The organism is Tepidibacter aestuarii, from assembly GCF_934924865.1.
Lineage (GTDB): Bacteria > Bacillota > Clostridia > Peptostreptococcales > Peptostreptococcaceae > Tepidibacter_A > Tepidibacter_A aestuarii.
This window is the reverse complement of record NZ_OW235315.1, coordinates 1,151,108-1,175,161: the sequence shown is the minus strand read 5'-3', so window position 1 is coordinate 1,175,161 and position 24,054 is coordinate 1,151,108. Positions and strand designations below refer to the sequence as shown.

General features: G+C 29.4%; 26 protein-coding genes and 1 other annotated feature. Of the genes, 1 reads left to right on the top strand and 25 read right to left on the bottom strand.

The features are described 5' to 3' along the window. Positions 1-10 precede the first annotated feature (10 nt). The 24 genes from M2214_RS05665 to M2214_RS05550 all read right to left on the bottom strand — a co-directional run bounded on the left by M2214_RS05665 (position 11) and on the right by M2214_RS05550 (position 17,979). Positions 11-1,078 carry an elongator complex protein 3 gene (locus M2214_RS05665; RefSeq protein WP_248483667.1) on the bottom strand — a complete coding sequence of 356 codons (1,068 nt, stop codon included), beginning with the start codon at positions 1,076-1,078 and terminating at the stop codon, positions 11-13. Continuing rightward, positions 1,078-1,788 carry a ribonuclease III gene (gene rnc, locus M2214_RS05660; protein WP_248483665.1) on the bottom strand — a complete coding sequence of 237 codons (711 nt, stop codon included), beginning with the start codon at positions 1,786-1,788 and terminating at the stop codon, positions 1,078-1,080. The genes M2214_RS05665 and rnc overlap by 1 nt, the downstream gene beginning before the upstream one ends. A gap of 130 nt (positions 1,789-1,918) precedes the next feature. Next, on the bottom strand, positions 1,919-2,353 hold the full coding sequence (locus tag M2214_RS05655) for a CD1247 N-terminal domain-containing protein (RefSeq protein ID WP_248483663.1): 435 nt from the start codon (positions 2,351-2,353) through the stop codon (positions 1,919-1,921). 67 nt (positions 2,354-2,420) lie between these two features. Next, positions 2,421-2,978, bottom strand: coding sequence for an elongation factor P (gene efp, locus M2214_RS05650; RefSeq protein ID WP_248483661.1), 558 nt, complete (start codon positions 2,976-2,978; stop codon positions 2,421-2,423). A 25-nt stretch (positions 2,979-3,003) separates the two neighbouring features. Then, entirely contained in the window at positions 3,004-4,068 is a 1,065-nt protein-coding gene (locus M2214_RS05645; RefSeq protein WP_248483659.1) for a M24 family metallopeptidase, read from the bottom strand. Next, a complete protein-coding gene (gene aroQ, locus M2214_RS05640) occupies positions 4,068-4,511 on the bottom strand; it encodes a type II 3-dehydroquinate dehydratase (protein ID WP_248483657.1) in 444 nt (147 codons plus the stop codon). The genes M2214_RS05645 and aroQ overlap by 1 nt, the downstream gene beginning before the upstream one ends. A 39-nt stretch (positions 4,512-4,550) precedes the next feature. Continuing rightward, positions 4,551-5,063 (bottom strand): shikimate kinase, encoded by a 513-nt coding sequence (locus tag M2214_RS05635; protein WP_248483655.1) that lies wholly within the window; start codon positions 5,061-5,063, stop codon positions 4,551-4,553. Position 5,064: 1 nt separating this feature from the next. Then, complete coding sequence (locus tag M2214_RS05630; protein WP_248483653.1) at positions 5,065-5,340, bottom strand: late competence development ComFB family protein; 276 nt, start codon at positions 5,338-5,340, stop codon at positions 5,065-5,067. Between the two features lie 11 nt (positions 5,341-5,351). Further along, positions 5,352-5,858 carry a PilW family protein gene (locus tag M2214_RS05625; RefSeq protein ID WP_248483651.1) on the bottom strand — a complete coding sequence of 169 codons (507 nt, stop codon included), beginning with the start codon at positions 5,856-5,858 and terminating at the stop codon, positions 5,352-5,354. After that, positions 5,851-6,279: a pilus assembly FimT family protein gene (locus tag M2214_RS05620; protein WP_248483649.1), complete on the bottom strand. Its 429-nt coding sequence runs from the start codon at positions 6,277-6,279 to the stop codon at positions 5,851-5,853. Before M2214_RS05620 ends, M2214_RS05625 begins: the two co-directional genes overlap by 8 nt. 18 nt (positions 6,280-6,297) lie before the next feature. After that, the gene (locus M2214_RS05615; RefSeq protein ID WP_248483647.1) at positions 6,298-6,975 is read right to left on the bottom strand and encodes a hypothetical protein; all 678 of its coding nucleotides are present in this window, start codon (positions 6,973-6,975) and stop codon (positions 6,298-6,300) included. 3 nt (positions 6,976-6,978) lie between these two features. Further along, positions 6,979-7,335, bottom strand: coding sequence for a hypothetical protein (locus tag M2214_RS05610; protein ID WP_248483645.1), 357 nt, complete (start codon positions 7,333-7,335; stop codon positions 6,979-6,981). A gap of 87 nt (positions 7,336-7,422) precedes the next feature. Further along, the gene (locus tag M2214_RS05605) at positions 7,423-8,442 is read right to left on the bottom strand and encodes a potassium channel family protein (protein WP_248483643.1); all 1,020 of its coding nucleotides are present in this window, start codon (positions 8,440-8,442) and stop codon (positions 7,423-7,425) included. A gap of 217 nt (positions 8,443-8,659) precedes the next feature. Further along, positions 8,660-9,535 (bottom strand): shikimate dehydrogenase, encoded by an 876-nt coding sequence (gene aroE / locus M2214_RS05600; protein WP_248483641.1) that lies wholly within the window; start codon positions 9,533-9,535, stop codon positions 8,660-8,662. Continuing rightward, positions 9,535-10,056 (bottom strand): tryptophan transporter, encoded by a 522-nt coding sequence (locus M2214_RS05595; protein ID WP_248483639.1) that lies wholly within the window; start codon positions 10,054-10,056, stop codon positions 9,535-9,537. The genes aroE and M2214_RS05595 overlap by 1 nt, the downstream gene beginning before the upstream one ends. A gap of 118 nt (positions 10,057-10,174) precedes the next feature. Beyond that, positions 10,175-10,434, bottom strand: a binding site (T-box leader). 78 nt (positions 10,435-10,512) lie between these two features. Next, positions 10,513-11,688 (bottom strand): NAD(P)-dependent malic enzyme, encoded by a 1,176-nt coding sequence (locus tag M2214_RS05590; RefSeq protein WP_248483637.1) that lies wholly within the window; start codon positions 11,686-11,688, stop codon positions 10,513-10,515. 9 nt (positions 11,689-11,697) lie between these two features. Continuing rightward, the gene (locus M2214_RS05585; RefSeq protein ID WP_248483635.1) at positions 11,698-12,258 is read right to left on the bottom strand and encodes a Fe-S-containing hydro-lyase; all 561 of its coding nucleotides are present in this window, start codon (positions 12,256-12,258) and stop codon (positions 11,698-11,700) included. A 9-nt stretch (positions 12,259-12,267) separates the two neighbouring features. Next, positions 12,268-13,110, bottom strand: coding sequence for a fumarate hydratase (locus tag M2214_RS05580; RefSeq protein WP_248483632.1), 843 nt, complete (start codon positions 13,108-13,110; stop codon positions 12,268-12,270). A gap of 124 nt (positions 13,111-13,234) precedes the next feature. Beyond that, complete coding sequence (locus M2214_RS05575; RefSeq protein WP_248483630.1) at positions 13,235-13,450, bottom strand: hypothetical protein; 216 nt, start codon at positions 13,448-13,450, stop codon at positions 13,235-13,237. Between the two features lies 1 nt (position 13,451). After that, positions 13,452-14,606 carry a Ger(x)C family spore germination protein gene (locus tag M2214_RS05570; RefSeq protein ID WP_248483628.1) on the bottom strand — a complete coding sequence of 385 codons (1,155 nt, stop codon included), beginning with the start codon at positions 14,604-14,606 and terminating at the stop codon, positions 13,452-13,454. An 18-nt stretch (positions 14,607-14,624) separates the two neighbouring features. After that, positions 14,625-16,127 (bottom strand): spore germination protein, encoded by a 1,503-nt coding sequence (locus M2214_RS05565; RefSeq protein ID WP_248483626.1) that lies wholly within the window; start codon positions 16,125-16,127, stop codon positions 14,625-14,627. A 129-nt stretch (positions 16,128-16,256) separates the two neighbouring features. Then, positions 16,257-16,892: a nitroreductase family protein gene (locus M2214_RS05560; protein WP_248483624.1), complete on the bottom strand. Its 636-nt coding sequence runs from the start codon at positions 16,890-16,892 to the stop codon at positions 16,257-16,259. A gap of 102 nt (positions 16,893-16,994) precedes the next feature. Next, complete coding sequence (locus tag M2214_RS05555) at positions 16,995-17,432, bottom strand: MarR family winged helix-turn-helix transcriptional regulator (protein ID WP_248483622.1); 438 nt, start codon at positions 17,430-17,432, stop codon at positions 16,995-16,997. A 310-nt stretch (positions 17,433-17,742) separates the two neighbouring features. Further along, on the bottom strand, positions 17,743-17,979 hold the full coding sequence (locus tag M2214_RS05550) for a sigma-70 family RNA polymerase sigma factor (protein WP_330651582.1): 237 nt from the start codon (positions 17,977-17,979) through the stop codon (positions 17,743-17,745). Between the two features lie 146 nt (positions 17,980-18,125). Between M2214_RS05550 and M2214_RS05545 the strand changes: the two genes are divergently transcribed. After that, on the top strand, positions 18,126-19,742 hold the full coding sequence (locus tag M2214_RS05545) for a Na+/H+ antiporter NhaC family protein (protein ID WP_248483620.1): 1,617 nt from the start codon (positions 18,126-18,128) through the stop codon (positions 19,740-19,742). Between the two features lie 26 nt (positions 19,743-19,768). Here the strand turns inward: M2214_RS05545 and M2214_RS05540 are convergent, their stop codons facing one another. Further along, on the bottom strand, positions 19,769-23,977 hold the full coding sequence (locus M2214_RS05540; RefSeq protein ID WP_248483618.1) for a 2-hydroxyacyl-CoA dehydratase: 4,209 nt from the start codon (positions 23,975-23,977) through the stop codon (positions 19,769-19,771). Positions 23,978-24,054: the final 77 nt, after the last annotated feature.

The following is a 24,054-nucleotide window of genomic DNA, read 5'->3' as shown; positions in this document are numbered from 1 at the left end:
ATCCCCCCAATTAAATTTTATATATATTATATAAATTCTTGTATATTTCATTTAAATTTGTCTTAGTTAATACCTCATTGTACTCAAAAGAAAATTCATCTACAGGTAGATTATCTTCTTTAACTAACATTTTTATATTGTATCTTTCATATAAGTATATTATATTGCTTTTTTTATTTCCAACTATTTTTGATATATTCCTCTTATTTACATAAACAGTAATTGAATCTTTTATATTGCTAGACTTTATTATATTTTCTATATAATCCCTATATATTTTAGCTTCAATAAGTTCTCTAAGAGATGGATGATGAGGCCCGCATACAACATCTTTTCCAAGCGATATATCCTCTGTAGTTTGAAGTCCCACTCTTATTACCTTTATATTTTCCAGTTGAAACTTTATTAAAAGCTTTTTTGATATTTCTATAGTAGTATCTAAATCAAACGGACTATACTTACTTTCATTGTATAAATTTTCAAGACCTGTATCCTTTACTACAAGAGTTGGATATATCCTTACAAAGCTCGGTCTTAAAGCTATAAATTTATCAGCAGTTTGTGTACATTTTTTCTCATTATCACTAGGAAGACCTAGCATCATTTGAAGTCCAAGTTCAAATCCATACTTTTTTATAAGATTTACAGCCCTTACTACATCTTCTTGACTATGACCTCTTATACTTTGCTTTAATACATCATCATCCATAGATTGAACTCCCAGTTCTATAATGCTAACTTTATGCTCTTTTAAGTTATCAAGTATAATTTCATCTATGCAGTCTGGTCTTGTTGAAAGCCTTATATCCTTTATTATTCCTTTATCTACATATTCTTTGGCAACCGATAATAGTTCCTTTTGGATATTTATATCTATTGCAGTAAAGCTTCCTCCAAAAAATGCAACCTCTATATGTACACCGTCATCCATAGTCTCTAAATATTCTTCTATTATATTTTTAACATCATTTGCACTAACATCAGTTGATACCCCAGTTATCTTCTTTTGATTACAAAATATACAATCATGGGGACATCCCTTATGAGGTACAAATACCGGTATTATTCTTCTTTTCATTAACAACCAACCCTCTTTAATGCTTGTTTTGCAGCCATTTGTTCAGCTTCCTTTTTGCTCTTTCCGCCACCTTTTCCTAAAATTTCTTTACCAAGTCTCACCTGAATAATAAATTTTTTATTATGGTCTGGACCAATTTCCTCTATTACATCATAAGTTATTCTCTCATTAGTCTGACTTTGAAGTACTTCTTGAAGATGCGTTTTATAGTCTCTAAATATTTTACCTTTTATAGAATCTTGTATTATATCTTTCATATGACTTATTACAAACTTACTAGCAGCTTCAAGTCCACCATCTAAATAAATCGCTCCTATTATTGCCTCAGTAGCATCTGCTAGTATCGATATACGCTCTCTACCTCCTGTTACCTCTTCGCCCTTACCTAGTAACAAATATTTTCCAAGATTAATTTTTTTTGCAAACTCACTTAAAGATTCCTCACAAACTATATTTGCTCTAATCTTTGTAAGCTCTCCTTCAGGCAAGTTTTTCTTGTTTTCAAACAAATAATGACTAACTACTATTCCAAGTGCTGAGTCACCTAAAAACTCTATTCTCTCATTATATTGTATATTTCCCTTTTTATTTTCATTTGCATACGAACTATGAGTTAAAGCCTCTAATAAATAGCTCTTATTTTTAAATGTATATTCAATTTTTTCCTCTAATTCTCTTTCATACTTTTTCATTTGTCTATTCATTATCATACTATTATACCTCCTAATTTTGAAGGAACTCTTATCAAATTATAGTTTACTATTTCTAAAGTAATTTTGTAAAGAAATTTAAATAAAAAACGACTGCTAAAAGCAGTCATTTTTTATGCAAACTTCTATATTATTCACCACAGTTACAATCGTGATCTTCTCCTGAATGACAATGACCATCGCAACAGTCATCTTCAGCAAATAATATTACTTCTTTGCAGTTAGGGCAAAGAATATCTACATCTTCATCGTATAGCAATTCTTCGTCTATTTCTACATCTTCTTTACAAGTTGGACACTGGAATTGAACGTAACTAAATTCTTCATCTTCATCCAATTCATCTTCATAAATTTCATCCTCTAAATCTTCTAAGTCTTCATCTATAGTCTCTATGTATTCAGATATTTCATCTTGTTCTTCCTCAAGCTCGACTATAGCATCTGCAAAATCATCTAAAATATCAACGATATTTATTAATAATTTTCCTTCTTTAGTACTTTCGTCAACACCTAATCCATCTGCTAATCCTTTTAAGTAAGCTACTTTCTCATATAAATGTTGCATAGTAATATACCTCCTTAGAAATTTGTATTTTGTTCTATATATGAATTATATCCAACAAGCAAGTATATTAAACTCTTGATAAATATTCTCCAGTTCTAGTATCTATCTTTATTTTATCTCCTAAGTTTATAAACATAGGAACTTGAACTACAGCTCCAGTTTCAACTGTTGCATTCTTAGTTACGTTAGTAGCCGTATCTCCTTTTACTCCTGGCTCTGTTTCAGTTATTTCTAACTCAACAAAGTTTGGTGCTTCAACTTGGAAGGCTTGTCCTTCGTGGAATCTTATAGTTGCTGACTCGTTTTCTTTTAAAAACTTTATAGCATCTTCAACTTGTTCATAGTTAAGTGGAACTTGATCATAAGTTTCGTTATCCATGAAGTAGTATAATTCTCCATCTGCGTATAAGTATTGCATTTGTTTAGTTTCTATATTAGCCTTAGGGAACTTATCACCTGGATGAAAAGCTTCTTCTCTTGTAGATCCTGTCTTTAAGTTTCTATACTTAGTTCTAACGAAAGCTGCTCCTTTACCTGGCTTAACGTGTTGGAAATCTATTACTAAACATAGTTCTCCATCCTTTATAAAAGTAACTCCTTTTCTAAAATCACCTGCTGAAACCATTGTTATCCCTCCATAATTTAAATTTCTAGTAAGATAGTTCTATTAATTCTTTAGTAGAGCTAGATAATACTTCATATCCATCAATTGTCACTACAATTAAATCTTCTATTCTAACTCCTCCAAAATCTGGAATATATATACCAGGTTCATCTGTTATTATCATTCCAGGTAAAAGAGTGTTTTGTGCATTTGGATTAACATTAGGCATTTCATGTACTTCAAGTCCTACTCCATGGCCTAAACCATGCCCAAAATATTCTCCATAGCCTGCATCTGTTATGACTTCCCTAGCAATCTTATCTAGTTCAACACCAGTCATACCTGGTTTTATATTTTCTAAAGCTCTCATTTGAGCATTTAAAACTATATTGTATATTTCTTTTTGCCTGTCGCTTGCCTTTCCTACAACTATTGTTCTAGTCATATCTGAGCAATATCCATTATATACGCAACCAAAATCTAATGTCAAGAAGTCACCTTCCTCTATTATTTTGTCACTTGCAACTCCATGAGGAAGAGATGATCTATTTCCTGATGCCACTATAGAATCAAATGATAATCCAGTAGCTCCTTTTTTCTTCATGAAGTACTCAAGTTCAAGAGCCACTTCCACTTCACATACACCCGGTTTTATAAAAGTTAGTATATGAGAAAAAGCTTCATCTGCAATACTTGCAGCCTTTCTTATAGTATCTATCTCTTTTTCATCCTTTATAGCTCTTATTGCAAGCATATGCCCTTTTAAAGGAATAAAGTTTATATTTTCAAGTTCTTTGCTGAATCTAGAATAAGTTGCAAAGTCCATATAATCATCTTCAAATCCTAAATTCTTTATATCCATATCTTTTAAAAACTCTGTTACAGGTTTTTCTCTTGATATTTCTACTATTTCAAATCCTTTACATTGGTTTGTAGCTTGTTGTATATATCTAAAATCTGTGAAGAATAAACTTTTATCATTTGTTATAAGAACATATCCTGTAGTTCCTGTAAAATCTGATAAATATCTTCTATTTTCACCTTTATAAATTAAAACAGCATCTAAATCATTATTTTTCATATGTTCTCTTAGTTTATTTATTCTATTCATTACTTTCCACCCCTTATGTAGTTTATTATACTATATAATCCTAGTATATAACTATAAAATCCAAACCCTGTTATTTGTCCTATACACGCTTTGGCTGTAACACTTTTTTGTCTAAATTCTTCTCTTTTATGAATATTTGAGATATGAACCTCGACAAATGGCTTGTCTATCGATTTTATAGCATCATAAATAGCATAACTATAATGTGTATAAGCTCCTGGATTTATCACTATACCGTCGTATGTATTTATACAACTTTGAATTTTATCTATTATTTCACCTTCATGGTTGCTTTGAAAAAATTCTACTCTTATATTCATCAATTTTGATTCTTCTAGTATTAGATTATGTAAATCTTGTATGGTATCTTTACCATATATATCTGTTTCTCTTTTGCCTATTAAATTTAAATTAGGCCCATTTAATATTAGTATATTTTCCATCAAAACACCTCTAATATAAAATTATACCATTATATAATATCATATTTTAGGTAAACTTAGTAGTATATTAGACACTACTTCATCTATATTTTTATCATCTATATCTATTTCAAAATGAGAACATCTTGAGTATTTATCTAACCTAGATTTTAACAGAGACTCTATCTTTTGCTCTTTATTTTCAACCATTAGTAAAGGTCTTTTTATTTTAGATTTTTTTAAGTTTCTTATTATAGTATCTGTTCTCGCCTTTAACCAAACAACTTTTCCTATTTTTCTAAGTAACTCTATATTTTGATCATTACTTATTATGCCTCCACCAGTTGACAATATTATATTTTTTTTGTTTGAAAGTATTTCCAAACTCTGTTTTTCCAAATCTCTAAAGTATTCTTCTCCCTTTTTATTAAATATTTCGCTTATACTCATATTTTCTTTTTGTTCAATATATATATCTGTATCTATTATCTCCATATTTAGTTTTTTAGAAAGTAATTTTGCAACGCTACTCTTGCCTGTAGCCATAAATCCTATTAGCACTATATTTTCCAATTTATTCATCTCCATTATGAGGATTTTTAGATACCTTTTCTATAGCTTTTATAATTTCGCTTATTATTTTTACATTTGACTCAGTTGTACTTTCATCTATTTTTATAAATACATTCCCCATTTGAGTTACTCCGTATCTAGGCTTTAAATTGTTAAGAGCTATAGCCTTTATATCCAAAATACATCTTTCACACTTACATATATCTTCATATTCTTCTAATAATTTATTTAGATGTATATCCACCAAATCCTCCATATAATTCTTTAATTTGTTCAAAATAATTCCCCCTACTCACTATAATAATTTCTAAAATAAATTAAAAAACTAGTGTTTATAACTTCGCTATCCTTTTGTAATTTTAATGAAATTTCTGCACCACTTCCATTGTCTATATTCTTTATTTTTATATTTTCTATATAATCACCAAACTCATATCCATTGTAGTTTAGATTTTTTTTGATAAAAAGCTTCTTTTTATTATATATATGATATATGCTACGTATTTGTCCATCTACATTAAATCTTACTTCTTTTATATCTTTTTCATAAAATTCATTTACATGAAGCTTATTTCCATTTTTATCTATAACACTGTCTATTCCAGATGATAAATATAAATTGCTCTCTATAAAGCTTTGTATCATTTGAGATTGTTCTTGTATTTCAACATTTGAATGCGAAATATTGTATACTTTGGTGCTAAATATAAATATATTAAATATAATCATAAGCAAAACACTTATAAAACCTATGGATATTATGAGTTCTATAAGTGTTACCCCTTTATTATTCATATATACCCTCTTTTATTAAAACTCTACCACTAATTGGAACTATAGTTATGATTTTAGTTTTTTTATTGATTTTATCTTTTATTTTTATAGTCTCTCCTCTATGTCTAATAACTCCATTTAATCCAAAATCTATTTTTTCAACACTATAATATATGTCTGTATTTTTTGGAAGTCGAACTTTTTTCTTTATTTTTCCAAAATCCTTTAATATGTATGAAGTAGTACCCTCTTCTGATTTTTCATAATATATCTTAGCTGAATTACCGTAGTTCATATTTTTTATTCTAGTATATCGTATATCAGAGCATAATTGTCTTACAAATGAATCTATTTTATAATCTCTTATATTTATTTTATATATAGGTATTAATGAAATAACCATAATTAAGCTTATGGTTATCAAAAGTTCTACCAAAGTCACATTCCTTTATTATCCATCTTATTTCCTCCTAAACCAATTTCTAAGGTAAATCAATTCTTCTATATTGTTTTCATTATATATATCGTCCTTATTTGGTACATTTATATAGTAACCTTGTACTATCTCATTAACCATTCCGTCATTTGTATAAAAAGATGATATTTTGAAATTGATTTTATCATCTTCTATATCAAAGTTCTCATCTAAAACACTTAGTTTAACATCTTGTGATTTTAATTTTTTTATATTCTTTACTAATAGATTATAATATTTCGCTCTTAAAAAGCACTTTTCATATTGTTCTTTAAATATAGAATTTAATTTTTCATCTATTTTGTCTTTGTTTAGCACAAAATGTATCCCAGTTTCATCCTCTATTAAATCTACATACTCACTGTCTAATCCTCGTATTTCTTTATTCTTTTCTTCCTGTAAAAAATTATGATATTCATTTTTCATAAATTCTTCAACTTTATTATTTGCTATTTCTATACTAAATTCAACATGCTTTGCAACTTCTAAATATGCTTTATCAAGACCTCCTTCACTTTTATAAAAGCCTTCTTTTGATTTAACATATATATCTTGTATATCATAATTTGTTTTACTAATATTTATTAATGTTATGCTAATTATCATAACTAACATAAAAAGTAAAAGTGAACTTATCAATATATAACCTTTTTCATTTTTCATATATCAATTCCTTATAACCTTTACTGTTTTTAAGTTTACAACTTCTTTTTCACCTTTTTTAACTTTAACAAATACTTCAAAAAGACGACCACTACCGTCATCCTTTTTATTTATATCTGTATCCACCTCGTACTTACCATACATTTCTTTTGAATCATCGTATTTTATAAAATTTTCATAGTCTTGTTTTCTTATTGTTTCTATATATTCTTGAGCTATATTTAAAGCCTCTAATTTTTCTTTTGACTTCATGTTAAGCATAACACAGCTTGTGATTATAGTTAGGAATACAACTGCTGTTATTTGAATAAGAGTCAATGATATTATAATTTCTACCAAAGTCAATCCTTTATTGTTCATACATCACCTACCTTTAATTGGATTATTGACTTTTAATTGGTAAATAATACATAAAAAAACTATAGGTGTAATTATATACCTATAGTTTTATAATTTTTCTTTAGATATGTAGATAATAGTATCATCTTTATTTATTATATGGTCTTTATCAGGGTTTAATAAAACATCTTTATTTGCAATTCCAAGAATAACAGCATTATATTTTTCTATATACTTAGATACTAGGTTTTTGAACGGAATACCTATATCTTCATTCTTGACTTTACATTCGTATATTTCATTTCCATATGCACTAGTCAGAAGTTCTTTTAAAGCGCGGCTTACGTTTTTATAAAGAGCACTTCTTACCATTACTCTACTGCTCATTTGATTACTTATTATAATGTCATTAACGTTTGCTCTTTGAAAATGAGTTACATTTTCTTCATTTAATACCTCTGCAATTAGGTGTATATTAGTATTTAGCTTATCCACTGCCAAACATATTAGAACTGATTTAGCATCAGCCATACTACTTAACTTTTCATCAGCAACTACAATTACCGTATGTGCATTTTCAATATTGGCTTTTGTTAGAGTTTCATCTTTAGTAGCATCCCCATGTACAAAAAAAGTATTTTTATGTTCAAGTACAAGTTTTTCTATTTCATCTATAACAACAACTTTTTCATCGGGATTATCTTGTATCAATTCTTGCAATATAATCTGACTTTTATTATTCCAACCAATAATAGCAATATGATTTTTAAATTTTATATCCATAAGTCCCAGTCCTTCCTTTAATTTATTTTCAATAAAAACTGATGCAACTGCAGCGGTGATAAATCCAAATGCACTTATACCTACTAACATAAGAATTATTCCTATTATGCGTCCACCTAATGTTACAGGGTAATAATCTCCATAACCAACAGTAGTACAAGTTACAAAACCCCACCATAGTGAATCACCAAAACTCAAGTCTGGATTTATAGGACTTTCGTAAAAGTAGAACGCTGCCGAACAAGTAAATAAACTAATTAATCCTACAGTTAACAGTTTATAAATATTACTTTTCTCTAATGATATATGTAATGTTTTGATTGCATGAATAAAAATAGTTATCATTGCATCTCCCTCCTGTATAGTTAAGTACAATTTGATATCCATAGTCACATATATAGATTTTATTATAGTATGGAATATTTTTCAATCTAAAGTATCTCACCCGAAAAAAAGAACCTAGATTTCATTTGCACAAAATCTAGGCATTTACTAAATAAGTTTATTTCAACAAGCTTTATTTTATGATTAATCATTCAAATTTACTTATTAATTTTAATTATTAAAATCTAAGTTCTTCAACTTGAGACAAATATTCTCTGTCAGGTCTTACTCCAGTCCATATATAAAAAGCTTCAAGTGCTTGATTTATAAGCATATCTATTCCACCTAAAGTGTCTAGGTTATTCTCTTTTGCCCATTTTAAAAATCTAGTCTCTTTTGGATTATACACTATATCACATACTAAAATTTCTTTATCAAGCTTTATTGTCTTATCTATTGGAAGCTTGTCTACGTCAGGAGACATACCTAGTGATGTTGTATTTATCAATATATCTATATTCTCTAAGTCTTCTTTACTTATACTTATATCCCCTGTTTTTACAATAGATTTAAAGTTTTCCTTTATAGTATTGGTTATATTTTGAGCTTTATCTATGCTTCTATTTCTAATTTCAATAAACTTTGCATTATTACTTGCTATTTCTACAGCTATACTTCTAGCTGCACCTCCTGCCCCTAGTATCATTACTTTTTTATCTTTTATTTCATAGCCCTTATCAAGTACTGAATTTACAAATCCAATTCCGTCTGTATTGTATCCTATCAATTTTCCATTGTCATTTTTTATAGTGTTAACTGCTCCTATTAACCTAGCATTAGTATCTATATCGTCTAAATAGTTCATAATGTCTACCTTGTGAGGTATAGTCACATTAGCAGCATTTATCTTTAGTGCTTTTATGGCCATTATTGCATCTTTTAAAGAGTCTTTGTCTACATCAAAGCACATATACTTTGAATTTATATTGTATTTTTCAAATAAACAATTATGAATATTCGGTGAAAAACTGTGTTCAACTGGCTGCCCTATAAGACATGCTAGTTTTGTACTTCCGTTTATCATATTATCATCTCCTATAGTTACATTATACATTATCTGCTCACAAATTTTGCCCCAGATATTCTAATAGCAGTATTCACACAGTTGTATATAAGTGTAGTTACGAATATATTTGCAAAAGATGTAGGTAAAACTATAGTTAAAAACAAAGTCTTAAATGGAGCAGGAAGACCTACTATGAAAAGTGCTGAAATTAAGAATACACTTCCACTTATTATAGTTGCTAAAAATGCTATTGAGGCTATGCTTATTTGCTTTTCTTTATATTTGCCTATTAGTTTAATCATAAAGTAAACTACTATACAAGTTACCATTTTATCTATAACATTAGCTATTTGCCCGCCTGGAAATGTAGTAGTCATAGCCGTTATAAATCCACCTATAACCCCTGTTAAAATAGCATTTTTAAATTCACTATTTATCAAAATGGCTACAACCATAATAGAAAGCATCAAGTCAAATTTCATCCCAGCTACAACACCAGGTATTATTTGGTGTAGTATAAATCCTATTGCAAGTAATAAAGCTGTTAATATATTTTTTCTTAAATTCATATAAATCTCTCCTTTTTTTATATTATTTAATCAGTCAAAGTACCAGTCTCCTTCAGTTCATAACATATATATCAACCCCTTTTGTTTTTTTGTATAAAAAAAAGCCCATCATCCCTATAAAAGGGACGAAAGACTTATAGTTTCCGCGGTACCACCCAGATTAAATAGCTTATAGCTATTTCACTTTAACAGATACGAAGATTCCTCTTGATATCCTGTTTCTGTAACGGGAAACCCCCGGCCTTGGCTAATTTCATTCGATTTCGCCTAGCTTCTCACAGGTCCATTCATTAAAGAGTTAACAATGGGACTTTCACCAATCTCCCACTCGCTGAGTATTAAACAGTTTAACTACTTACTCCTGATCTTAGAATTTGTTCTTGCTTTTTTTATAATTATATTAAACAAATCAATAAATTGCAACTATTTTTGATGATTTTATATATATTATTAAAATTATATGTTATTTACACCTGTTTTTATAGCTGCTTCTTTCACTGCATTTGCAACGTTATGAGATACATTTTTATCAAATGCCTTAGGAAGTATATTATCTGCTCTAAGTTCGTCATCAGATATAGTATTCGCTATTGCTAGAGCTGCTGCTATTTTCATTTCTTCGTTTATTTCGCTAGCTCTAACATCTAGTGCTCCTCTAAATATTCCTGGAAAAGCTAATACATTATTTACTTGGTTATCAAAATCAGATCTTCCTGTTCCTATTATAAATGCTCCTGCTTCTTTTGCTTCATCTGGCATTATCTCTGGTGTTGGGTTTGCCATGGCAAATACTATAGCCTTATCATTCATACTAGCAACCATATCTTTTGTTAAAATATTAGGTGCAGATACTCCAATGAATACATCTTTTTTATTTATAATATCTTTTAAACTTCCTCTTTCATCATTTTTATTCGTAATTTTTGCCATTTCCTGTTGGGCCCAATTCATGTTCTCTTTTCCTTCAAAGATAGCTCCATCTTTATCGCATAAAACAATATTTTTAACCCCCATGCTTATAAGAAGCTTAGATATTGCTATTCCAGCTGATCCCGGACCATTGACTACAACTTCTATGTCCTTTATATCTTTACCTGTAAGCTTTAAACTATTTATAATTCCAGCTGCAACTACTATAGCAGTCCCATGTTGATCATCATGAAATACAGGTATATCTAAAAGTTTTTTTAATTTATTCTCTATTTCAAAGCATCTCGGAGCAGATATATCTTCTAAGTTTACTCCTCCAAATACAGACTCCATAAGCTTTACAGTTTTTACTATCTCATCTACATCGTTAGTATCAAGACAAATTGGAAATGCATCTACATCTGCAAATTCCTTAAAAAGTATAGCCTTTCCCTCCATAACTGGTATAGATGCCTTTGCTCCTATATTCCCAAGTCCTAAAACCGCACTACCATCACTTACTACAGCAACTAAATTAGATTTCGATGTATAATCATATACCTTATTTTCATCATTATGTATTTCTCTACATGGCATTGCAACCCCTGGAGTATATGCTGTTGATAGATCATCTTTATTCTTGACTTCAATTTTACTATTAACAGATATTTTACCCTTATTTTCCTTATGTAATTTCAACGCTAATTCATTGTAATCCTTCATTTAAAATACCTACTTTCTTTCGTATTTTTTTCTTTCTATATCGTATAAATTGTTACCTTTACTATCTATAACTACAACCACAGGAAAGTTTTCAACAGTAAGTTTTCTAACAGCTTCAGCTCCTAAATCCTCATACAGTATAACTTTACTTTCCTTAATGCAACTAGATATTATAGCACCTGCTCCACCTGTTGCAGCAAAGTATACACAATTATTGTCCTTTATCCCTTTAATTACCTCTTCTTTTCTATATCCTTTCCCTATCATCCCCTTAAGCCCTCTTTCAAGCAAAGGAATTGTCATATCATCCATTCTATAGCTTGTAGTAGGTCCAGCTGAACCTATAACTTCACCTGGCTTATTAGGAGATGGTCCTACATAATATATTACACTTCCATTTAAGTCAAATGGTATTTCTTCATCTTTTTCAATACATTCTATAAGTCTTTTATGAGCCATATCTCTTGCTGTGTATATTGTACCACTAATATGTACTATATCACCCGCCTTTAAATCACTAACTATTTTTTCATCAAGTGGTGTTCTTATTAACTTAATATTTTTTTTCATAAAATCCCCCTATAATACAATTTCTTCATGTCTTGATGCATGACAATTTATATTAACAGCAACAGGAAGGCCTGCTATATGAGTTGCAAAGGTCTCTATATTAACACTAAGAGCTGTAGTTCTTCCTCCAAGTCCTTGAGGCCCTATACCTAAATCATTTATTTTTTCTAAAAGTCTTTTTTCCATATCCTTTATATGATCTAACTTATTATTATCTCCTATTTCTCTAAGCAAAGCCTTTTTAGACATATACGCTGCCTTATCCATAGTTCCTCCTATTCCTACTCCAACAACGATAGGAGGACAAGGATTTGCACCTGCATTTGATACAGTCTCTATTACAAAATCTTCTACTCCCTTAATCCCATCAGAAGGCTTTAACATTTTGATTCTACTCATATTTTCACTACCAAATCCTTTTGGTGCAAAAGTTATTTTAACTTTATCACCTTTTACTATTTCGTAGTATATTATAGCTGGTGTATTATCTTTAGTATTATTTCTAATTAAAGGATCTTCAACTACTGATTTTCTCAAATAGCCCTCTTTATATCCTTGTCTTACCCCTTCATTTATAGCATCTGTTATATTTTGACCTTCAAATAAAACATCTTGACCTACCTCTAAAAAAACTACAGCCATTCCAGTATCTTGGCATATAGGCATACTATTTTTTTTAGCTTCTTCTGCATTTTCAATCAGAGTATCTAATATATGTCTTCCTATATCAGACTCTTCTTTTTCTCTACTTTCCTTAAAAGAATGCATTACATCCTTACATAAATTGATATTAGAGCTTATACTCATTTTTTTTACAGCCTCTAATACATCACTAGTATTTACTTTTCTCAATAATACTCCTCCTAACAATATATAATATTATATATACTATTGTATTTTCAATCTTAACATTATTCAAGTTTTTTATTTTAATGTTCGCATATTATCCAAAAAAAATAAAGGTATAAAACTACCTTTATTTTTTTCCTATAACCATAAAAACTACCTTTTCTATATATTTAGCAGGACTTGGTATCTTAACTCCAAGCCCTAGAAGTATGCTTATTACTAATGATATGGAAAATATCGAACAATAAAGAATCAATTCTTTTCTTTTATGATTTTTAACTAATGGTACTATTTCTAAAAAACCGATTATTAAGTAAGCTACTATTATCATAAATACTACCATATTAATCACCCACCTTAATAGGCTTTGATGTTAAAGCACTTCCTTTTATGTTTACTTCAACATTTATATCTACCTTTAAATGTGCAAACAGTTCATCCCAATCACCTTTAATTTTTTTCCATTCATTAGGCATTTTTCTATAAATAGTATTACCAAATCCAAATATATCACTATCATAATCTTTTTGAGCCCTTTTTATAGTTTTTAATAGCTCTTTTTTTACTGTTTCTTCAGCTTCAGCTTTTAGTTTTTTTCTTCCTGGTTCACTTATTAAATCTGTACTTCCTACTATTTCTCCTATTCCAACATCTAATTCTGAATCAATCTTCATAACCATACTTCCATCTTTTATAACAGGCTCTAACTTTGTTTTAGTTTTAAATATTTCAAGTGTACAATCTGTGTCAGTATTATCTACATTCCTTACTACAAACACACCTGATTTTAATTTATCCTTTATAAGCATCATGCTCATTGTCTCTTCTCCATTTATATGTCCTACAAGCTTATCTTTTTTGAATACACCCATTCCATATATTTCTGGAACTCTTTGATCACCTTTTGCCGCTATATTAACTAATGGAACTGTGCACGAAATTCCTTCGCCTGCTAAATCCTTTAAAAACTGGTGTAATTCTATAGCTTCAAATTTAGAAACCGAATCCTTATTTTTAAGTTTATCCTCTAAATGTGCAGATATAGTAGAGTGCAATTTAGTCTTACACTCCAATATCTCTTTTGCCGTTTTTTCCTGAGATATTAAAAGCCATATATCAGATCTTACCTCTGCATCTCTGTTTATAAAGTCTATAACTTCAACAACACCCTTTTTAGCTATATCTTGACTTATTACGAATACCTTAGCATGAGGCCAGTATCCTCTTTTTCCAGAATGAAATACACTATTTCTTGCAGCATCAAATATAGATTTTCCTCTTTCCGATACAACATCTGCCTCCAGTTTAAAATCCTGACCTGCAAGTGGCTTTATAATTTCAATACTCAAAACATATTCCTCTTTTTCTTCAAATGAGTCTACCGCTGCTCCATTTATTATATTCACATCATTGATTTCTCTATAATTCCAACATCCAGAAAGTATAAACATAGAAATTGGTATTATGAAAAATACAATTTTTTTCTTTAATTTAATCATAATTTTATACCTTCCTTTTTATCTAGTGGAATTTTTCTTTCTTATTCTATTTTTACTACCCATAAATTTTGGTCTATATTCCATATACCACCATGGGGATCTTATAGCTGTGTCTTTTATATCTTGATATTTTGTACTAACTAAATCCATCATATAAGGTACTCCAAATGATCTCATAGACATTAAATGTATGAACAATCCTATAACTCCAAATATATATCCATATAGTCCTAAAAATGAAGCTAATAACAAAAATATTACTCTTATAATTAGAACTGGACCTAGCATTTTAGGCACTAAAAAACTTGAAATACCAGTTAAAGCTATAATAATTACTATAGGGGCACTGGCAAATCTTGCATTAACTGCTGCATCTCCTAATACTAAGGCTCCAACTATACTTATTGTAGCTCCAATTGGCTTTGGAAGTCTTACCCCTGCTTCTCTTAATACCTCAAATACAAATGTCATAGCAATAGCTTCAAATATAGTAGGAAACGGTATTCCTTCTCTTGCCGCAGATATACTTATAAGAAGTGGCGTTGGTATCATCTCTTGATGGTATGTAACAAGAGCCAGATAAATAGCAGGTGTACTTGTCGTCAAAAAAAATCCTATGTATCTTAACATCCTATTTATAGATGAGTATATAAAGTTATTGTAATAATCCTCATTTGACTGAAAATACTCTATAAATAAAAATGGAAGTGTTAGCACAACTGGTGTTCCATCACATATTAAAGCGATTCTTCCCTCTAGCAAATTAGCAGCAACGACATCTGGTCTTTCTGTATAGCCTATTGTATTAAATGGTGATAAGGGCTCATCCCTTATTAACTCCTCTATATATCCAGTATCTAATATCCCATCTATGTCTATATCATCCAGCCTTTTTTCTGCTTCTTTAACTATTTGGTCTGATGCTATATTTTCCATGTAACATATACATACTTTAGTTTTTGTTTGCTTGCCTAAAACCTTATACTTATACTTCAAGTCCTTGTTTAATATCTTTCTTCTTATCAACGATAAATTTACATTTATAGATTCTGTAAAACCTTCTCTAGGCCCTCTTACTACAACTTCTGATTCAGGCTCAGTTACACTTCTTATTTTCCAGTCTTTAGTATCAAATACAACTGCTTGATTATCAGATTCACATAAAAGAATAGTATCACCATAGAGTATCGCGTCTATTAATTGTTCTACATCATCCTTTTTACTCATACTTGAATAACATATTGTATAGTTTAATAAATCATCTATATCATTCTTTGATTCTTCATTTTTCATTATAGGGCCTATTATGTATTCATTTATAGCTGGCTTATCACACATACCATCACAAAATATTGCGCAGTATTTTCTTTTGTTTGAACTTTGATCTGTGAACGATCTATATATTACAGTATCATTATCTTTGAATGCTTCTTTGAATATATTTATGTTTTCGTCAAGCGATTTTGTAAGTTTAGTAGGTTTATCTTTATTTAAAATTTTATTTTTAATTTTTTTTATCACAAAAACACCTCTTTTAAGTTTTACTCTATTGTATAATTATTTCCATATTACAATTATGTATTCAAATTTATTATAGATTAGTAAAAAAAAGCCTATGGCATATTTATCAATACCATAGGCTTTTTTTTACTAATCTATAATTGTCATAACTTCTTCTATATCTTTTCTTGGCGGACTCATTACCTCTCCATCAGGTATTCCTATAGGAGTCATAGCTACAAAAGTATATCCTTCTTTTTTAAATCCTATAAACTCAGATAGTTCTTCTTTAGCATAATTTGGTCCAGTCATCCAACAACCACCATATCCCATATTAGCAGCAGCTAATAATAAATTTTCCATAGCTGCACCTATATTTTGTATTCCAGGAGCTGGCTTTAATAAAGAATGTATTTCTTCTTTTGATGCTCCTCCTTCTTTTAATAAGCCTAGTGCTGTAACAGGATATTCTCCTGCATATACTATAACAACAGATGGAGCATTTTTAAATATAGTGAAGTATCTTAAAAATTTCATAAATTTTTCACGTTTTTTCTCATCATTTGTATAAGATGCTATTTCTTCATGTTTTTTCTCTATTATCCTAGCCATTTCTTCTATTTTCTCTTTATCTCTAACAATTACAAAATGCCAATTTTGAACATTCTTTCCTGATGGTGCATGTGTTGCTGCTTTTATCATCTCTTTCATATCTTCCATAGGCACTTGCTCTTGCTTGAATTTTCTAACACTATGTCTTTTGTAAATAAAATCTAAATTACTCATAAAATCCTCCTTGTAAATCTATTATATTGTATACGATATAATTATAGTTTGATATCAAACTATTGTCAATCGAAATCTACACTTCTTTATGTATATTAATTATTATATGTCAAAATTTTTATTAATCTTATTAAGTAAATAATAAAACATCTCTTCTTCTTCTTTAGTAAATCCTTTATATACAGTATCTATTAATTTTTTAGATATTTCTTCAAATTCAGGTTTTATATCAATACCTTTTTGAGTTAAAGTTATATAAGTTACTCTTCTATCTTGTTCACATTTTTCTTTTTTAATGTAACCAAAAGAAACTAATTTATTACATAAAGATGTAACAGTAGATTTATCTCTTCTTATAAGCCCAGATATTTCCTTCATACTTAACTTTCCATTATTTTTATATAAAACAGATAATATAGAACCATGGGATGGTACTATATTATCTATATTATGTTCCTTTAGTTCTTTTTCCAAAAATTTCTGATATTTCTTTCTTGTAGTGCTTATGTACCCTACAATATAGTTTCTATATTTATTCATAATTTATCCCTCTTTTATAATTTATTATTCTAACACCTAAAAGTTATTCGAAAATCTATAGATATTATAAACAATTTTGAATTTATTTACAAACAAAAATTCACTTTATGATATCTCATAACTCATGTCGCCAACGAGTCCTACGAGCTCCGTTGTTCAAAATGGTTGCTGCTTGTGTTCTTTTATCGATGTTAGCAATAGATTAAAATTTGTATAATTTAATTCAAAAATAAAAAATGATGGTTATAATTATAACCATCATTTTTGTAGCTAAACATTAAAATTTACTTTAGTATAAGACTAGTGCATGTTAATGTCCTTTTTGTAAATTAAATTCTTTTTTAAGCTTTTTTAAAGCTCTTTTTTCTATTCTAGATACATACGACCTAGATATATCTAATTTTTGAGCTATTTCCCTTTGAGTTTTATAACCACTTTTAGTAAGTCCATACCTCAGTTCTACTATTTCCTTTTCTCTGAGTGTCAATACCTCGTCTATTTTTTTATATAATTTTTTGACTTGTATTTTAAGTTCAACTTCATCAATAACGTGGTCAACATCCGTTCCAAGTATGTCTATTAAAGATATTTCATTATCTTAAATATCTTATCAGCAAAAAACTTAATTAAGTTATTATTTAATAAATATGTGAATATATTTTAAATAATTAAATTGATAAGGAGGTTTTTATTATGGATCATTTCGGATTATTATCTATAATCCCACCTATAATGGCTATACTCTTAGCTTTTATAACAAGGCAGGTTCTGCCGGCTTTATTCATAAGTATATGGATAGGCGCCACTATAATCTGTGACGGTAACTTCATATTAGGATTTGCAAAGACTATTCAAGACTATATAGCAGGTTCTATAGCCAGTCCATGGAATGCTGGTATAATAACATTTGATATAGCACTTGGAGGTATGATTGGTATTATAGCTAAATCAGGAGGTGCTAAAGCAATTGCTGATTGGCTTTCTAAAAAAGCTAGTACTGCTAAAAGCGGACAATTTGCAACATGGGCTATGGGGCTTATTATATTCTTTGATGATTATTCCAATACGTTATTAGTAGGAAATACTATGAGACCACTCACTGATAAGCTTAAAATTTCTAGAGAAAAATTATCCTATATTTGTGACTCTACAGCAGCTCCTGTTGCTAGTATGTCTTTAATTTCAACATGGATAGCATACGAATTAGGTCTTTTAAGAGATTGTTTTTCAGCTATAGATGTCAATATGAATGCCTATTCAGCTTTTATTCAGTCAATTCCATATAGATTTTATAGCATAACTGCTTTGTTCTTTGTATTGGCTGTTTGTCTTTCAGGACGAGACTACGGTCCTATGCTAAAAGCAGAGGTCAGAGCTAGAAAAACAGGAAAATTAGTTGCAGATGGATCTACTCCACTTGCATCAAGAGAATTAACTGATATGAAAATAAAAGAGAATATTCCACTTAGATGGTATAATGCATTAATTCCAGTATTTACAGTGGTTGTTATGGTAATAGTAGGTCTTTATATAAATGGATACAGTTCAATAATGAATGGTGAAGACCAAGAACTTATAAAAGCTATTAGTGCACATCCTTATTCTTTCTTATCAGTAAGAGATATCATAGGTAATTCTAATGCAGCAGTTGCTATGATGTGGGCAGCATTTACAGGAACTATAGTTGCTATGTTACTGGTTATATCTCAAAAAATACTTACATTTTCTGAAGCTATGGAAGCTTGGGTTGACGGAGCTAAATCTTTGGTTATGGCTCTTATGGTTTTAGTTGCAGCTTGGGGTATTGGTAAAATGTGTAAAGATTTAGGTACTGCACATTTCTTAGTTAGTATTTTACAAGGAAATGTTTCAGCAAAAATAATACCTTTAGTAGTGTTTATACTTGGATGTATAATAGCTTTTTCAACAGGAACATCTTGGGGTACAACTGCTATTTTAATGCCTATTGCTGTTCCTCTTGCTTATCAGCTAAGTGGTGGAGAAGTTGGAAGTTTGCTATTTGCTACAATAGGTGCTGTATTTACAGGTGCTGTATTTGGAGATAACTGCTCACCTATATCCGATACTACTATAATGAGCTCTATGGCTTGTGCTTCTGATCATATAGACCATGTTAAAACACAAATGCCTTACGCTATAACAGTGGCGATAATAGCAACTATTGTTGGATATGTGCCTGCTGCATTTGGTGTTAATCCTATAATCTCTATATTGGTTGCTATCATATTAGCATTTACTGTAGTTAGAGTATTCGGTAAAAAAGTCGATGATGTTGTAAAAAATGAATAAATATAAAATAAGAGGCCATCGGCCTCTTATTTTATATTTTCAAATGCAGTTGATAACATAAGTTTTATTCTGTTTATTTGATTAACTTCACTTGCACCAGGATCATAATCTACAGCTACTATATTTGATTTTGGATATCTATTTTTAAGTTCTTTTATTACTCCTTTCCCAGTTATATGATTTGGAAGACAAGCAAAAGGCTGCATACATACTATATTTTCAACACCATCTTCTATAAGTTCTATCATTTCTGCAGTTAAAAGCCACCCTTCTCCTGTCTGATTTCCAAGTGATACAACCGAGCTTGCCTTATTAGCTAGTTCATATATCTTCTTTGGAGAATTAAAATTTTTGCTTTTATTTAGATTTTTTCTTATGTAGTCTCTTATATATTCTACAAAATCTATTATTATTTTGCTCAAATCTTTATTTAATTTTTTGCCTGATAAATATTCATATCTGTATATATTTCCATATATACTGTATAGGAAAAAATCTATAAGATCTAAAACCACAACCTCTGCTCCTTCATTTTCTAACATATCAACTATATTATTGTTAGCTAAAGGATGGTATTTAACTAATATCTCTCCTACCAATCCGACTTTCGGCTTTGGTTCATACGCTATTTCTAAATTGTCAAAATCATGTATTATATTCTTTATATTTTTTTTGAATTGACCCATCTTTCCATCTCTAATATTTTCAAAACATTTTAAGGTCAAATCATCATATAATTCATTTGCAGAACCTGCAATTTTCTCATAAGGTCTAGTTTTGTATAATACTCTCATGAATAAATCACCATATATACAGGCCATGGTAACCTTTTTCATAAGAGAAATACTCATCTTAAACCCAGGGTTTTTCTCAATTCCAGATAGATTTGCAGAAATAACAGGAATATTATTAAATCCTGAATCTCTTAGAGCCTTTCTCAAAAATCCTATATAATTACTAGCTCTACATCCTCCACCTGTTTGAGTTATCATTATTGATGTGTTATCTATATCATATTTATTAGATTTTAAAGCGTTTATCATCTGGCCTATAACTATTATTGAAGGATAGCATGCATCGTTGTTTACGTATTTAAGTCCTTCATCTATACACTTTCTATCCATAGATTCTATCACTTCAAGATTATATCCTTCGCTTTTAAACGCCTCTTGTATAAACTTAAAATGTATCGGAGACATTTGGGGGCATAATATAGTGTGATTTTTCTTCATTTCCTTAGTAAATACTATTTTACCATTATTATTTGATTCATATTTTTTTATATTCTTATTTTTTTCTTTAATTGCAGATATTAATGATCTTATCCTTATGTTAGCAGCACCTAGATTATTTACCTCATCTATCTTGATTAAAGTATATATCTTATTATCAAGTATTTCCTTAACCTGATCGCTGGTTACGGCATCAAGTCCACAACCAAATGAATTAAGCTGTATAAGCTCTAAATTATCATTATCCTTAACATAGCTTGCAGCTAAATAAAGTCTTGAATGATACATCCATTGATCTAATGCTCTTAGAGGAGTTTTAATTTTTCCTAGATGCGATACACTATCCTCCGTTAAAACATATATAGAATTAGATGTTATTATATTTTGTATTCCATGATTTATTTGAGGATCTATATGATATGGTCTACCAGCTAAAACTATACCTATCTTAGAATTCTCTTGTAAGTATTTTACAATTTCTTCTCCTTTTTTTCTTATATCATTTTTAACTTTGATGTCTTCATCCCATGCCTTATTTACCGCTATATCTATTTCTTGTTTTGATATATTAAAATCACTTAATATATCATGCATCCTCTTTATAAGTCTTTTTTTATTATTATAGGGTATAAATGGATTCATAAATTTTACATTATTATACTTTATTATATCCATATTGTTCTTTATGACTTCAGAATAAGATGTTACTACAGGACAATTAAAGTTATTGTTTGTATTTTTGAATTCTCTTTTTTCATGAGCTATACAAGGATAGAATATAAAATCCACTCCTTTTTTTACTAGATATGTTATATGACCGTGAACCATTTTAGCTGGATAGCAAGTTGATTCAGATGGTATGCTATCCATCCCAAGCTCATAAATTTTACTTGATGAATGAGGTGATATTTCTACTCTAAATCCTAATTCGTTAAAGAAGGTGAACCAAAATGGATAGTTTTCATATATATTAAGAACTCTAGGTATCCCCACAGTTCCCCTTTTTACTTTTTCTTTATCAATAGGAATATAATTGAATATTTTATTATATTTGTATTCATACATGTTAAATGCATCTTGAGACATCGTTTGATTAGCACCCTTTTCACACCTATTTCCAGATATGAATTTTTTCCCATTTGGAAATTTATTTATAGTAATTGAACAGTTATTTGAGCATTTTTTACACCTTGTAGATATAGTTTTGACTACGAATACTTTTAACTCTTTTTCTTTTAAAAGAGTCGTTTTATATCCATCGTAATATCTACTTCTGGATATTATAGCCGCACCGTATGCCCCCATAAGGCCTGATATATCAGGCCTTATAACTTCTTTTTGTAGTATTTTTTCAATACATCTAAGTATAGCATCATTGTAAAAAGTGCCACCTTGAACTACTATATTATCACCTAATTCATTTGTATCTTTTATCTTTATAACTTTATAAAGAGCATTTTTTATTACAGAATATGAAAGCCCAGCTGATATATCAGATATATTATACCCTTCTTTTTGAGCCTGTTTTACTTTTGAATTCATAAATACAGTACATCTTGATCCTAAATCAACTGGCATTTTTGCCATTAATGCCTTATCAGAAAACGTCTCAACATCCATATTAAGAGATTTTGCAAACGTTTCTATAAAGGAACCACATCCTGATGAACAAGCTTCATTTAACATTATGTCGTCTATTACACCATTCTTTATTTTTAAGCATTTCATGTCTTGTCCACCAATATCTAAAATAAAATCTACATTCGGTAAAAAATATTTGGCTGCATTATAATGTGCAACTGTCTCAACTTCTCCATAGTCCATAGATAAAGCTGATTTTAATAATTCTTCTCCATATCCTGTTGAAGTTGAATACACTACATTAGCTTGTTCTGGTAATTCAGAATACATGTTCTTTAATATTTCAACTGCGAATTCAAGAGGTCTTCCTTCATTTAATCCATAAAATGAATATAATAAATTCCCACTATCATCGATAAGAGCAACCTTGGTGGTTGTAGATCCCGCATCTATTCCTAAATAACAGTTTCCCTTATATGTTTTAATATCATTTTTTTTAATTTTATTTTTATTGTGTCTTTTTCTAAACTCATCAAGTTCGTATTTATCGTTAAATAAGGGTTTTATATTTGATGATTTTATCATTTTTAAATCATCTAATTTATGTAGATTATTTTTCAAGGTTTTAAATTTTATTATGTTCTTCTTCTTAGATTCTATAGCCGCTCCCAGTGCTACATAAAACTGGGCATTTTTAGGAAATATAACTTCATTATCACTTAGCTTTAAGGTTTCTTTAAATCTTTTTCTAAGCTCTGATAAAAAGTGAAGTGGCCCCCCTAAAAACATTACTCTCCCCTTTATAGTTTTTCCACAAGAAAGTCCTGTTATTGTTTGATTAACAACAGCTTGCAATATAGAAGCTGCTATATCTTCCTTGCAAACTCCTTGATTTATAAGAGGTTGTATATCACTTTTCGCAAATACTCCACATCTAGCAGCAACTGGATATATGTGTTTATAGTTTCTAGCAAGCTCATTAAGGCCCTTAGCATCTGTATTTATTAAAGACGACATTTGATCTATAAATGCTCCAGTACCTCCTGCACAGGTCCCATTCATTCTTTGTTCTATTGAGCCTTCAAAGAAAGTTATCTTGGCATCTTCACCTCCAAGCTCTATACAAGCATCAACATCATCAGAACTAGATTGAATTGCCTTTGTACACGCTACAACTTCTTGAATAAACTCTAAATTTAAAAGCTTAGCTATACTAAGACCTCCAGAACCCGTTATCATGCTAGTTATACTAAAATCTTTAAACTCATAAAATGCATCATTTATAAGTTCTTTAATAGTTTTTGTTATATCTGAATAATGCCTTTTATATTTTTTAAAAACTATATTATCATATTCATCTATTAAAATTACTTTAACTGTAGTAGATCCTATATCAAACCCCATATGCAATAAATTATTCATATAATCTACAGCTCAGTAGCTGTACCTCACCCCCTATGCCTTATATGAATTGTATTTTTAATTATATGATTATCACT

Excerpts from the sequence above, each read along its gene's own strand:
- M2214_RS05645 (WP_248483659.1), bottom strand. The coding sequence starts at position 4,068 with ATGAATAGAATAAATAAACTAAGAGAACATATGAAAAATAATGATTTA.
- rnc (WP_248483665.1), bottom strand. The coding sequence starts at position 1,788 with ATGATAATGAATAGACAAATGAAAAAGTATGAAAGAGAATTAGAGGAA.
- M2214_RS05545 (WP_248483620.1), top strand. The coding sequence starts at position 18,126 with ATGGATCATTTCGGATTATTATCTATAATCCCACCTATAATGGCTATA.
- M2214_RS05615 (WP_248483647.1), bottom strand. The coding sequence starts at position 6,975 with ATGAAAAATGAAAAAGGTTATATATTGATAAGTTCACTTTTACTTTTT.
- M2214_RS05540 (WP_248483618.1), bottom strand. The coding sequence starts at position 23,977 with ATGAATAATTTATTGCATATGGGGTTTGATATAGGATCTACTACAGTT.
- M2214_RS05595 (WP_248483639.1), bottom strand. The coding sequence starts at position 10,056 with ATGAATTTAAGAAAAAATATATTAACAGCTTTATTACTTGCAATAGGA.
- M2214_RS05560 (WP_248483624.1), bottom strand. The coding sequence starts at position 16,892 with ATGAGTAATTTAGATTTTATTTACAAAAGACATAGTGTTAGAAAATTC.
- M2214_RS05605 (WP_248483643.1), bottom strand. The coding sequence starts at position 8,442 with ATGATAACTATTTTTATTCATGCAATCAAAACATTACATATATCATTA.
- M2214_RS05655 (WP_248483663.1), bottom strand. The coding sequence starts at position 2,353 with ATGCAACATTTATATGAGAAAGTAGCTTACTTAAAAGGATTAGCAGAT.
- efp (WP_248483661.1), bottom strand. The coding sequence starts at position 2,978 with ATGGTTTCAGCAGGTGATTTTAGAAAAGGAGTTACTTTTATAAAGGAT.
- M2214_RS05555 (WP_248483622.1), bottom strand. The coding sequence starts at position 17,432 with ATGAATAAATATAGAAACTATATTGTAGGGTACATAAGCACTACAAGA.
- aroQ (WP_248483657.1), bottom strand. The coding sequence starts at position 4,511 with ATGGAAAATATACTAATATTAAATGGGCCTAATTTAAATTTAATAGGC.
- aroE (WP_248483641.1), bottom strand. The coding sequence starts at position 9,535 with ATGTATAATGTAACTATAGGAGATGATAATATGATAAACGGAAGTACA.
- M2214_RS05570 (WP_248483628.1), bottom strand. The coding sequence starts at position 14,606 with ATGATTAAATTAAAGAAAAAAATTGTATTTTTCATAATACCAATTTCT.
- M2214_RS05625 (WP_248483651.1), bottom strand. The coding sequence starts at position 5,858 with ATGAATAATAAAGGGGTAACACTTATAGAACTCATAATATCCATAGGT.
- M2214_RS05610 (WP_248483645.1), bottom strand. The coding sequence starts at position 7,335 with ATGAACAATAAAGGATTGACTTTGGTAGAAATTATAATATCATTGACT.
- M2214_RS05575 (WP_248483630.1), bottom strand. The coding sequence starts at position 13,450 with ATGGTAGTATTTATGATAATAGTAGCTTACTTAATAATCGGTTTTTTA.
- M2214_RS05585 (WP_248483635.1), bottom strand. The coding sequence starts at position 12,258 with ATGAAAAAAAATATTAAGTTAATAAGAACACCACTTGATGAAAAAATA.
- M2214_RS05590 (WP_248483637.1), bottom strand. The coding sequence starts at position 11,688 with ATGAAGGATTACAATGAATTAGCGTTGAAATTACATAAGGAAAATAAG.
- M2214_RS05665 (WP_248483667.1), bottom strand. The coding sequence starts at position 1,078 with ATGAAAAGAAGAATAATACCGGTATTTGTACCTCATAAGGGATGTCCC.